Annotated in this window: 10 protein-coding genes and 1 pseudogene; 5 read left to right on the top strand and 6 right to left on the bottom strand. The window is 41.5% G+C overall.

The genetic code is table 11. The features are described 5' to 3' along the window. The first annotated feature begins 684 nt into the window (after window positions 1-684). Together ACZ45G_RS08115 and ACZ45G_RS08110 are read left to right on the top strand one after the other, a co-directional pair. Complete coding sequence (locus tag ACZ45G_RS08115; RefSeq protein WP_464176833.1) at window positions 685-1,497, top strand: hypothetical protein; 813 nt, start codon at window positions 685-687, stop codon at window positions 1,495-1,497. 319 nt (window positions 1,498-1,816) lie between these two features. Beyond that, a complete protein-coding gene (locus tag ACZ45G_RS08110) occupies window positions 1,817-2,722 on the top strand; it encodes a formylglycine-generating enzyme family protein (RefSeq protein WP_464176831.1) in 906 nt (301 codons plus the stop codon). A gap of 190 nt (window positions 2,723-2,912) precedes the next feature. On the opposite strand, the gene ACZ45G_RS08105 is transcribed toward ACZ45G_RS08110, so the two are convergent. Together ACZ45G_RS08105 and ACZ45G_RS08100 are read right to left on the bottom strand one after the other, a co-directional pair. After that, window positions 2,913-3,218, bottom strand: a complete 306-nt coding sequence (locus ACZ45G_RS08105; protein ID WP_464176829.1) for a hypothetical protein — start codon at window positions 3,216-3,218, stop codon at window positions 2,913-2,915. 265 nt (window positions 3,219-3,483) lie between these two features. After that, a complete protein-coding gene (locus ACZ45G_RS08100) occupies window positions 3,484-3,651 on the bottom strand; it encodes a hypothetical protein (protein ID WP_464176827.1) in 168 nt (55 codons plus the stop codon). Between the two features lie 1,009 nt (window positions 3,652-4,660). On the opposite strand from ACZ45G_RS08100, the gene ACZ45G_RS08095 reads away from it, so the two are divergent. Together ACZ45G_RS08095 and ACZ45G_RS08090 are read left to right on the top strand one after the other, a co-directional pair. Continuing rightward, window positions 4,661-5,866: a PEGA domain-containing protein gene (locus tag ACZ45G_RS08095; protein ID WP_464176825.1), complete on the top strand. Its 1,206-nt coding sequence runs from the start codon at window positions 4,661-4,663 to the stop codon at window positions 5,864-5,866. A gap of 339 nt (window positions 5,867-6,205) precedes the next feature. Continuing rightward, window positions 6,206-6,943, top strand: a pseudogene (locus tag ACZ45G_RS08090) (IS256 family transposase); the annotation flags it as partial. Between the two features lie 39 nt (window positions 6,944-6,982). On the opposite strand, the gene ACZ45G_RS08085 reads toward ACZ45G_RS08090, so the two are convergent. Together ACZ45G_RS08085 and ACZ45G_RS08080 are read right to left on the bottom strand one after the other, a co-directional pair. Further along, window positions 6,983-7,495: a formylglycine-generating enzyme family protein gene (locus ACZ45G_RS08085; protein ID WP_464176823.1), complete on the bottom strand. Its 513-nt coding sequence runs from the start codon at window positions 7,493-7,495 to the stop codon at window positions 6,983-6,985. A 25-nt stretch (window positions 7,496-7,520) separates the two neighbouring features. Then, the gene (locus ACZ45G_RS08080) at window positions 7,521-7,937 is read right to left on the bottom strand and encodes a hypothetical protein (RefSeq protein WP_464176821.1); all 417 of its coding nucleotides are present in this window, start codon (window positions 7,935-7,937) and stop codon (window positions 7,521-7,523) included. Between the two features lie 170 nt (window positions 7,938-8,107). On the opposite strand from ACZ45G_RS08080, the gene ACZ45G_RS08075 reads away from it, so the two are divergent. Continuing rightward, a complete protein-coding gene (locus ACZ45G_RS08075; RefSeq protein ID WP_464176818.1) occupies window positions 8,108-8,350 on the top strand; it encodes a hypothetical protein in 243 nt (80 codons plus the stop codon). 29 nt (window positions 8,351-8,379) lie between these two features. Here ACZ45G_RS08075 and ACZ45G_RS08070 read toward each other — a convergent pair whose 3' ends face one another. Beyond that, window positions 8,380-9,528 (bottom strand): response regulator, encoded by a 1,149-nt coding sequence (locus tag ACZ45G_RS08070; protein WP_464176816.1) that lies wholly within the window; start codon window positions 9,526-9,528, stop codon window positions 8,380-8,382. Continuing rightward, the gene (locus ACZ45G_RS08065; RefSeq protein WP_464176814.1) at window positions 9,525-12,167 is read right to left on the bottom strand and encodes a response regulator; all 2,643 of its coding nucleotides are present in this window, start codon (window positions 12,165-12,167) and stop codon (window positions 9,525-9,527) included. The genes ACZ45G_RS08070 and ACZ45G_RS08065 overlap by 4 nt, the downstream gene beginning before the upstream one ends. Between the last annotated feature and the right edge of the window lie 103 nt (window positions 12,168-12,270).

The following is a 12,270-nucleotide window of genomic DNA, read 5'->3' as shown; positions in this document are numbered from 1 at the left end:
TGACAATGGATATACAGTTAATAGCTGGTTTTCAGGCATGACAACCCGGTATAAAAGCAAATTTTCTGTGGAAAATATGTGGAAAATATGTGGAATAAATCCAGGTCTTGAATTCTTTGGTCATAGATTATAAAAATACGTAAAATTTAAAATTTTGGTTCTGTCATCGGATCAAAAGAGTGCGATTGAAAATCTTAAATTGTTTCGATCACTTTGTTGGACAAAAACTTTAATTCTTGAAATATTCTATGTATTTCTCCGGTGAAGATTTTCGTCAGCCTTGTACTCAACAAAATTTCAGGTTTTCATTCAGACACGATATATAAAAATTATTTGCTTCTAAGAGGAAAATTTAAGCGTGGAAAAAATTTGTTTTCTTTTATCGTTAGTAGCTGGTGGTACTTGTGCATATGGAGGGATAATCATTCAGCGGAGTAGTCGTCCATGGGATATTAGGAATCGTTTCAAAATTACTATATCAAAATTGTTCTCAAAATCCCTTAAAAGACTGGGTATTTTTAAAACAAATGATCGAGTAATTTTGGAGCCGATCCTTAGGTATAATTCTTCTTTTCGGCCTTGATCATCGTTCTGGTCTTCTAGATCGCATATTAACATAACACAGCGATAATTTTGAATAACATTTAATCATAAACCAGGCTAAGCACTCGGAGGATAACGTCAATGAGCATCTCGGATTTTAACAAGAACCCCCACTCGGGAGGCGCTTTAAAAATATTAGGAAGCTTTAAAGGTACACTGCCTTACATGAAAGATTCTCTCGGAGAAATATTATTTTTTGATATTGCCGGAAACGCACGCAACGGAATCCTTGTTTTGATTTGCGAAAAATCCTCTTCCGTTCAATATATTCCGACTACTTGGGATAACCCCGAAAGAAAATGGGGGAATATAATTAATTATAATTTCTCGAATTTAGAGGGGGAGTTTCGAAAAGCATTTAACGCCTCCAGTCTAAACAACAACGAAAAAGACGTTTTTTTTGAAAAAACCATACACAGAATAAAAGAAGAATTCTTCAACCACACCTTCCGCCACAACGAAAACAACATCGCCTTGTTCACCGAAAACGGAAAATATGGCGTAACCGATAACGCAGGAACCCCTATAATAACCCCCAAATATGACTTACTCCGTCAACTCGATTTGCCAATTATGAAGGGATTCCTCTTTGAGTCAGGGCCGATGTCTGGGGTACTTGATTCCGATGGTAATATAAGATTTGAGTCAGACTGCAAAATTTCTGCATTTAAAGAACACACTATCTTTATCGAGAAAAACGGCAAAAAAGGCCTGAGCAGTCTTGAAACGGGAAAAATTTCCGTGTATCCAGAATATGATTTCTTAAGTGAAAATCTGGATGGCCATTATGATGTACACAAAGGAAACAAATCAGGCGTCATCAACTCAAAAGGGGAGGTCGTCCAGAAGCTAAAATTAAGTTTAGTCCTCATACTATCCAAACTGATCAAATGAGTCGTGCTAACAAGACTTTTGCAGTGGAGCTCAAAAAGCCGCGCCGGCATGTGTCACGGAGGATCGCGCAAGCAATCTATGCTGCATTAATGATGAGGACAGGCCCCTCGGTTTCGGCTATCTCTATGTGATTGATAGCCCCGATGCCATGCGGTTCTACAGCATGTAACATGCTGACTGAACCCTAACGTTTTAAAAAAGCGTCTTCCGGTATCTTAAACCGAGATGTGGTCGCCGCTCAACATAATGTTAGGCCATTTAATACGCCCAGTGCCTATCATTTTTTAATTACAGGGCGAAAAGGCAAGAAGAAAATATAATGAAAAAGACAAAATTAATTTTGCCCAGTTTGCTGCTTGCAATTCTATTTATGTTCACAGCTCCATTGCAAGCAGCAGATTATACCAACTCTATTGGAATGAAATTTAAAACCATCAAGGCAGGCAGTTTTTACATGGGAAGCTGCAAGCTAAGTGAGGCAGATAAAAAAGCCAATAAAAAACGGGCATTCATGGGTAAAGCATCAAAGGCAGGGTCATGTCCGTCAGGGGCAGGTGCTGACATTGCTGCCGGTGATGATGAAACACCACAGCATAAGGTGCGTATCAGCAAGGCATTTCAAGTGGGGGTGTATGAGGTAACCCTGGGGCAGTTTAAAAACTTCATAGCAGGTGCAGGGCGCGATGATCTGCTTACAGATGATTTTATAAAATATAACAGCCATGGTGATAATGCAGCAGTATGCCGTGTGTCCTGGAATGACGCTCAGGCCTTTATTAAATGGCTGAACAGAAAGGAAGGAGGAAATCATTATCGCCTGCCAGCTGAGGCTGAATGGGAATACGCTGCACGGGCAGGAACAACAACAAAATATTTTTGGGGGAACAGCAGTAGTCAGGCCGAACAGTATGCCTGGTACGCTAAAAATGCCTATGATGCTGGCGGTAAATATGCCCATTATGCAGGGCGAAAGAAACCAAATCCATGGGGACTGTATGATATGCAAGGAAATGTTTGGGAATGGGTACAGGATTGGTATGGTGGTACGTATTATCGTCACAGCCCTGGGACGGATCCTAAAGGCCCTTCATCGGGCCGGGGCCGTGTGTACCGTGGCGGCGGCTGGTGCAGCAGTGATAGGCTCCTGCGGTCAGCCTACCGCTACTACGACTCGCCCGGCTACCGCCTCAACGACATAGGCTTCCGCCTCTTGAGGATACCTTAGTATCACTATGCACTTTTATCAGGATTTATTGCCGTCGGCAAAATCGGACCCGAGCATGGGCAAATTTAATTAAATCCAAAAGCCAATGGTTTGTATCTGGGGTTGGTCAAAATATGATTCCAGCACCTTGGACCCGGGATCAGGATATTCCGATCACCGGAATACGAACCGCCTGGGCAATCAAAAAACGTTACAGAGAAAGAAGTTCTGAAATTTCTTCCGGGGTAAGAACATCGTTGTATTGTGACCGTCTCCTGTCGTTCTGTCTTCTATATCTTTTTCGTCTGTCAAGGCCCAGTCGTGGGTTTATCAAGGAGCGCAGCCAGATGCGGAAAGATCTGGGTTGGCCATTTGGATTTTCCCGAAAATCACGACGTCTTTCCATTTTGGCTCGGCGGTCATCAAGGTTACGCCGGTCATGATTTCTTCGGCGGTCTTGCAGTCCGGTATGGCTTCTCTGCTCGGTTTGATCAAATTTATCTATTTTTAGGCCCATGATACAATACTCTCGAAGTTGACTTCCCCATCCTGAAAATATAGATCCATTTCAATGGGGGAAAATTTGTTGTGCTTTAGGACCGCAAATTTTATAACGTAAACGAAATAGATAGGCTTCTGACCCATCTACTGCATTGCATTAAAGGTTCAATAGACCTGCTATTGAACCTTTAATGCGCCTTGTAGACAAACCAAAATTCGACGCTATTCTTGTTGAACTTATTTCATCTGCATTTTTTGTCTAACTAATTAATTTTACATCATTATTCGCCATAATCTTTGTGATAATTCTGGCCTGTGGATAAATTGTTCAGTCCTTTTGGCAACAGATTTTGTTTGATACAATAGGCGGTGATAAAAGAAAACCCGGTAATGCCAATATCAAAGACCTTCTGCATTTCCAAAATTAAAGATTTGTGTATTTTAAGCATAATGATCTCTTATTTAATAATGATTAAAAATAATGTAACCGGTTCTTTCTGTTTCCTACACCAATCTCATAATAGCAAAACAATGAGGGGACATTTTGTGATAATTATGTGGGTAAACGCTGAAAATGAAAATCCGCCCCCTCGCCGAACAGCACCGCATAGTCGTCAAGGTCGATAAGCTCATGGCCCTCTGTGATACTCTCAAGGCTCGATTGAAAGACGCCCAGGACACCAAGGTCCAATTGGCAGATGCAATCGTTGGGAGGGCAGTGGTATAAGGACCCGGGAATTTACTCTTAGGCCAGTGCCTGGGCAAAAAGTCCAAGGTAACACCCTTCTCAGATAATTCTATGCAATGTCCGGGGCGTTTTAAGGGGGCCGAAGCCCTTATTAAAAGAATGCCATTACAAAAATTATAAATTCTATTATTTATGGCGGTCCTGCTCCTGGAGAAGGATAAATGGTTTACAGTTTTTCGGTACCGAGATTTTTTGGACTCGGATGATTTGGGCCAAAATCATTCGGATCGGATTTTTTGGGGAGTTCATCAAGTGATGTAATAAATTTACTCTTGCATTTTTATACCAGGGATGATTATCTCCAATTAAAATGTAATGAGATCTTGATTTTTTTGATGATGCCATTTTCCATATAATTGAATATCTCTGTACCGAAAATCTAAACATTGGCACTGATTTTTATACCGTCAATATTTATCATATTCTTGTTCCGTCTACAGAGAAGAGTCCTAAGTATGCTCTAACAATCGAGGCGGTTATAGATAACCAAAAACATCTTTATCTATCTCAATAAAAAAAAGTCTATTTGTCTTCCTCCACCACTTCAAATAGAGGGGCTATCAAAAAAAGCATGACTTATAGATTTTCTGCCCTTAACACTCGTTAAATACAATAAATCTCTTGATATCATGGGCATTTTGATTTATAGGTTCTCACCTTAAAAATATATTTACTAAGCGGATTATCCCTAATTGTCATGCTAGGTGATAGTGCAAATTTATACTTCAACGATCAATTTTATTAGAGTTAAAATAAAAACTATGAAAATTTACTTTCTGCTGCTTCTAACCTGTTTGTTATTGCTTGATAGCCAAAACTGTATCGCTGGAACTGGTATTGTTGAAGTCAACTCTGAACCTTCAGGAGCCAAGGTTTACCTTAATGGAACGTATGTGGGCAAAACGCCCTATTCTAATCCTGAAGTATCTATTGGTGCACACAAGGTTGAGGTTTATTTAAGTAATGATTACCCTGCCCAACATTGGGATTTCACCTTAGACGACATTACCCCTCAAACCAAAAAATTCTTTTTTTCCAGTGATGGAGGCGGTAAATTTACAGGTATTGAGGAAGAGGCTATCGTCAAAAAATACCTGGGAAATGTTCAGTTTGCGAGTATCCCCACGGGAGCAGATGTCTATATTAATGGAAAGAAGAAAAAGACAACACCAGTAGGTTTTAGGGACGTAAATGTCGGACACTATGAAGTGAAATTTATTTTAAATGATAAAACTATAAGCGGTGATTTCACAATTGTTAAAGAAGAAACCATCAAGTTGATAGCAGATTTCGAAAATAATGTATTAATCAATAGATGGCATGAAGAGCAACTAAAGCAAATAGATAAAAGAAAAGCACAGAAAGCAAAAGAAGAACTGGCAGCCAAGAAAGCACGTGCAGCTCAGTTGGAGGCCGATCGCAAAAAGCCCAGGAAACTTTTTTCAGGGAATTTGGATCATGGTTTTAGGGATTTGCTATACTCTATTGATGTTCAAGTACCCTTAGACCCACAATTGGTGATAAAATACAAATTACCATCTAACACTATTACCATTAGAACAGTTAAGACTCAATCTTGGGAAAAGGATTATAAGAACCAGAGACGCATGAAGGCTTGGTACGTATACCCTGAAATTTCATGCGGTCCATTCAAAGCAGAAAAGTATTATTGGTGGGATCATAATTTAAGAAAGTGGAAACCGACAAAAAACCCAACAAAAGTTGCCCCATTACTTTTTAATACACATCGTAGTGATATCAAGGGGGTAGTCGTCATTCAGTCATTGGGAGTAATTAAAATAAATCTAAACCTAGCTGGAAAACATATATTATATAAGTATAAGGATCGTCATAAGAGAGATCATTCTGCTCAACCCAATACTATTAATGGCACAGTCACCCTCTTTCCCTACTAACTAACCATTTCAAAGATAAAAAGCAGTTGCTTTAATTGAAGAGCTTTTGGAAAGAAACAGTTATTTCGATGGATTGATAGCTAAAAAAAAATCCTTCTCTTTTATCAAAAAAATCATCATATAAATCAGAACTACTATCAACTTGTAAAAAAAATAAAAATATAGACAAAAAAACTAAAAAGAGTCTTGACGTCAAATATATTTCTAACAGTGTTTTAGGCATAATATGCGTTTTTTTAGCTGGGAGATTACCAGTTTCGTTCCTTCAGAGGTTGTAGTAAGATAGTAACTACACCATAACAATTTTATTGGGTGTATTGACATTTTAAAGACTCAGTCCTGAAAAAATTGTGTGGGCTTGAAATTAGCAGCACCCAGGTCAGCAATGCTTCCAAACTTTTGGATGAAGAACTTGAAAAATGGAGTAACCGCCCAAAAGGAAGGATTCAATACCTCCAGATTGATGCCAGATATGAAAAAGTTCGCCAGGACGGGATGGTCCTATCCTGTGCAGTTTTGGTAGCTATTGGTGTGATGGGAGATGGTAAGAGAACGGTACTTGGGACCAGTGTTTCATTGAGTGAGGCAGAGAGCCACTGGCGCAATTTTTTTTTGGACCTGAAAAAAAGAGGTCTTCATGGAGTAAAACTAATTACAAGTGATGATCATAGCGGGTTAAAGGCAGCATTAAGGTCAGTATTTCCAAGTGTTCCCTGGCAGCGTTGTCAGGTACATTTACAAAGGAATGCGGTTCCATATGTACCAAAGATGGATATGCGGAAAGGAGTTGCAAGAGATATTAGGAATATTTTTAATGCTCCCGATCAGGCAGAAGCTCAGAGGCTGCTGGATTTTAGCATCGAGAAATACAAGAAATCAGCCTCAAAGCTATCAGAATGGATGGAAAGCAATATTCCCGAAGGTTTTACCGTATTTTCTTTGCCGGAAAATCATAGGAAGAAATTACGTTCTACAAATATGGTTGAAAGGCTGAATAGGGAAATTAAACGCAGAACCCGTGTTGCCAAGCTTTTCCCAAATGAAGCCTCACTTTTAAGGCTTGTAAGCGCAATATTATAAGAGACCAGCGAAGAATGGGAAACCGGCCGGAGGTATTTATCTATGGGAGAGATGTAGTAGTCCCTTCCCCCCATAATTTTTCTGGCCCCCACCCAAAAAAAACAACGAAGAGAAGGGATAAGTCCAGCAAAAAATGGCCGCCTTGGTCCCTACTCTGTGGGTAGAATTGGAACTATTCGAATCATACCAGGCAACAGCGTCAGGACTATCACTGCCTGCATATTGCTCTTTTTTTCCGCCGCTCCTGGCTGCATATTCCCATTCCGCCTCTGTGGGCAAACGGAATTGTTTACCTGAGCTTCGATTAAGTTTTTCTATAAAAGCCTGCGCATCTTCCCAGGTTAGCTGTTCCACTGGATACTGATCCCCATCTTTATAATTGGAAGGATTGTTGCCAGTAATTTTTTGATACTCCCCTTGGATCACCTCATATTTAGCCATATAAAAACCATCGACACAAACCTCATGCACCGGTTTCTCGCTGCTTTCACCACCACCAAAGGTATCCCCCATCTGAAAACAGCCGCCCGCAACCCAGACAAACTTCATGCCGGTGCTTGAGTCGGTATAATTTTTACCGAACGGATGGTTGGCTGCCTGTGCTCCTAATATCCCCAGAGTCTAACCATTGACTTCCGCCTTTAGTAGTGTTTTTGCGTCCAAACCAGGAAGATTCATCGTCTTGGATAGAAAAATAAGAATCAGCAGAAGGGTTATTATTATTGGCATCATATGCAGTGGCCCCTTGGCCTTTGAGACCTCCTGCTACAAATGTCCCTACACCTGTCTCCAATCCTTTATACCAATCCATATCACCGATTACGTTAATGTCTTCAAAATCTTCTAATAGTTTTTGTGTTCCTTTTTGAGCTGATATCCAGGTGTCTATATCAGAACTACCTGATTCATAAACACTAATAGTCATAGCAAAAACAGGCGATGCACTCACAGCGATAAGAAAACTATATAAAAATAACAAAAATGTCTTCATCAAAAGCTCCTTTTTTTATTCTCCACGGTACCCCAGATGTCTATCCGAGAAACCTTTGGTCTTTTTAATATATTCAAAATTTTCATTCAAATGAGGACAACACAAGAGCATCAGCAGCTTACGATTCTTATACTTGGTGGTGAAATTCGCTCAGCCAGGATTGTTCCGGCATGGACATCTTGGGCGCCCGGATCAAGACAGTGGCAAAGGATATCTTTGTGCTGGCAGCTGTCTTCTCCATTGGAACCGGTCTGATCCTAAATCTTTCCGGAATGCCCGTGGGATTCATCGCCATGGTTCCCCCGACCCTTTATGATCTTGACATTGATCTGGCCAATGCCTGCTGGTTACTTACCAATGGGCTGCTGGTGGTCATGATTCCCTTGCTAATGTTCATCTTATACCTGATTTGATTTTTCCCGGACAAACATTAAAATGAGGATTATAACTGCCTTCTCAAGGTAAGGGCATCTTCATTTTGGGGATCAATGCGAAGAATCTGATTGAGGTAATCGTCCGCTTTTAATATTTTTTTGTTCATGTGATAAATTTTGGCAATATACAGTTTTGCTTCGACATGACTGGCCTTATGGGAATCGACCATTCTGAAATATTTCAAGGCTTTATCAAAATTGCCGGTGTCATAGAACACAAGCCCTGCCCGATGCACCAGATCGTAGTTGGAGGGATTGTCCCGAATCGCCAGATCCAATATTTTTTTAGGATAATCATATTCCCCGTTATTCAGGCAAATATCAATAATAGCATCCTGAAAAGCGAGTTTTTTACCGGATCTGGCCATCACTTTTTCAAACAATTCAATGCCCAAAGATTTATATCCGTTCACCATGAGCTTTTCCCCAAGAACCATGGCCGTATTAAAATACCGGGTACTCAGGGACATGATTTCAAGATAAATCCGGGCCGCTCGTTCATATTCTTTTTTTTTCAGATAAAACCGGGCCAGCACATCACGGGTAATGGTATCCTGGGGGTTGACCGACATGGCCTTTTGCAAACATTTCTCACCAATACCGGTTTTCCCTATTTTAAAATGAATCAAGCCCAGTTTGCGCAAAATCCTGGATGCAGACGGCTTGTGAATCAGTGCCAGCCGGACCTGTTCAATGGCTCCCTCATAATCATCTGCCTCTTCGCACTCCCGGGCATTTCGCATGAAGGTGGTGGCCTTGTCCGGATGATTGGCAGTCTCCACAACGGCCTTGATTTTTCTGTCCAGGGCTTCAAGGGTCAAGGGCTTTAACAGGTAGGCATCAATTTCACTTTCCGCCACCTCGGAAACAATATCCCTTTCATTCTCTGCGGTCACCATGATCACCGGGATATCCCTCAGGTCCTTATCTTTGCGGATCATGCTCATCATCTGGGTCCCGTTCATCACTGGCATATTCCAATCAATGATGGCAAGATCGCAGGGGGCATTACTCAAAATCGACAGCCCTTCTTTTCCATTTTCAGCAAATCTGAGGATTTTACCGATACTAAGATTCCTCAACATTTTTCGTATGGTCAGACGCATGCTTTTCATATCGTCCACAACCAGAATTGACATATTTTCAATATCAATCATGAAATGACTTCCTTTTCAAAGGCATGAAATTCTTGTTCAATATCAAAAAAGATTCGGGATATGGATGCCAGTTTTCCTCGGTTGGCTTCCTGCTCCATGCACCAGGCCATCTCTTTTAAAATATCAGCATTCACATTTCCGGCCGATCCCTTCAGGGCATGGGCATGGGATCTGATCAGGTCAGCATCTTCCTTATCAATGGCTATTTTGATTTTTCCAATCAATTCAGGGGCCTCCTCAAGAAAGGCATCCAATACGACCTGAATCAACTCTTCATCATTACCAAACCGTTCATATAAAAGGGTCTTGTTAAAACAAGAGGCCCCATTTAATTGTGGAAGATCTTCCCCATAGACCTCCTCTTCCAGTTCAAACCTGTCCGGTTCAGAACTGTCCAGTTCAGAACTGTCTGGGCCAATACTGTCCAGACAAGTACTGTCCAGACAAATACTGTCTGACTCAACACTTTCGGGTTCAACAGAGTTCAAAATTTTGAGCAGCACCTTTTCCTCAAGATGTATCTGAATTTTTCTGGCCAGGATATCCGGCTCCACGGGTTTGGAAATAAAATCATCCATACCGGCCTTAAAACAGTTTTCCCGATCACTTTCAAAGGCGTTACCAGTCATGGCAATGATGGGCACAGGGTCAAGCCCCTGCTCTTTTTCATACATCCGAATCTGCCGTGTGGCCTCTAATCCATCCATCACCGGCATTTGACAATCCATGAGAATCAGATCAAAGGGTGTGTCTTTATGTTTTTGAACCGCCTGTTCTCCATCTCTTGCCTCATCGGTGTAATATCCCTGCTTTCCGATCAGCGCTTTGGCAGTTAAAAGATTGGTCTCCATGTCCTCCACAATCAGAATTCTGCGGGAATGTTTTTTGGTCTCTTCAAGGCTATACCGGGTAATAATCGGCAAGCTCACTGTTTTAGTGCTCCCATGAATGGACAAGGCCGCCTTGATACAGTCGGACAGCACACTTTTTTCCACGGGTTTGCTTAAAAATGCTGTGAACCCGATTTCTTCAAAACTCCTTGCATCTCCTTTTTGCCCCACTGCGGTTAAAAGAATCATCTTCAAATGGTCAAACCGTGGGTCTTTTTGAATATTTTCCCCCAGACGCCTGGCATATTGATCGGATTCCTGGGCCTCCATGATGACCAAATGAAAGGGCATATTATCATCTTGAGCCCATTTGAGCATTTCAAAGGCTTCCACATCGTCCCATGCCTGTTCATAGGGGATATCAAGGGCACAAAGGTTGTCATCAAAAGTTTTCCCCAATGAAAAATTGTCGCTGATGACCATAATCTTAAAGTCTTTAATCGGCCGACGGGTAAGGTTAAAGGAAATGTCTCCCTGGGATTGTTTTTCCAGTGGCAGGTTAAACCAGAAGGTACTGCCGACCATCTCAATACTTTCCGCCCCGATGTCACCCCCCATTTTTTCAACCAACAATTTTGCAATGGAAAGCCCGAGGCCGGTTCCCCCGAATTTCTTGGTAATGGACGCATCCGCCTGGGTAAAAGAACCAAATAAAGAGGCAATCTGTTCCTCTTTAATACCAATCCCCGTGTCATCCACGCTAAAATGAAGACAGGCCTTATTCGGATCTAGTTTTGCTTCATGGGAGCCCTCATCCGATGCCAGGGCAACACGCAGACAGACGTTGCCGGCTTCGGTAAATTTGATGGCATTGCCCGTTAAATTAAGAATAATTTGACGAATCCGGCTGATATCCCCCTTTAGAAGCTGGGGTACCGTGGAATCAATGGAATAGGTAAATTCGACTCCTTTTTGCCGGGCCTGGAGTTCTGGCAAAGAGACAATGTCCTGAATGGCCACCTCAAGATCAAAGGACCGGATATCAAATGCCAACTTGCCTGCTTCAATTTTTGACAAATCAAGGATATCATTCACAATGGACAATAATGCACGGGTACTGTTGTAAACAATTTTGGAATAATGCCGCTGCTCGTCATCAAGATCAGAATCCAGCAGCACATGCAGCATACCAATAATCGCATTCATGGGGTTGCGAATTTCATGGCTCATATTGGCCAGAAACCTATCTTTAATTTTAAGTGCCGCCTGGGCATCCTCGGACTCCTGCCTAAGACGGGTCCCAGATATTTGTAAAGCAAAACAATCCCTTTGATTCTGGCCAACAATCAGGCCCATACCCCCTGCATACAAACCAAAAACAACCACCATAAAAAAAAATCGGTATTGGTTGATATTCAACTCACCTGGGCCCCATACCGGTCCCAGATAGAGCAGGCATAAAAAAACAATGACGGCGCTGTTGTAAAGGGCCATTGATTTTTTTTCAGGAAAAAGGCTGGTCAAAACCGGTATGAAAAACAAGAGCAACAGACCGGGGCTATAAAAGCCACCGGTAAAGCAGACGAACAAAATTGAGAAAATCAAGAAAAGAACGACCAGGATATGACCCGGATATGCCAAACGATCTTTCAAGATCAAAGCGAAATGATTGATCCCCCATACAAACAGCAGGCAAACGCCTGAAGCCGCAAGAAGATTGGCGTTTGCATGGACCGCAAGTCCGGTAAGGGCAAAGATAGCCCCTGAAACAAGGTATGAAAACTGGGTAAGTAAAACTTTATTTGGCATGGTTAAATTCAAAATCATTTAATGCTTTTTTGGAAGTTAGTTGAAGTGATTTGATAGGATCAATTCGTATGGATAAACTATAGCCAAACCCACCTCTAAATGC

The organism is Desulfoconvexum algidum, assembly GCF_055382125.1.
This window is presented reverse-complemented; position numbering and strand designations above follow the sequence as displayed.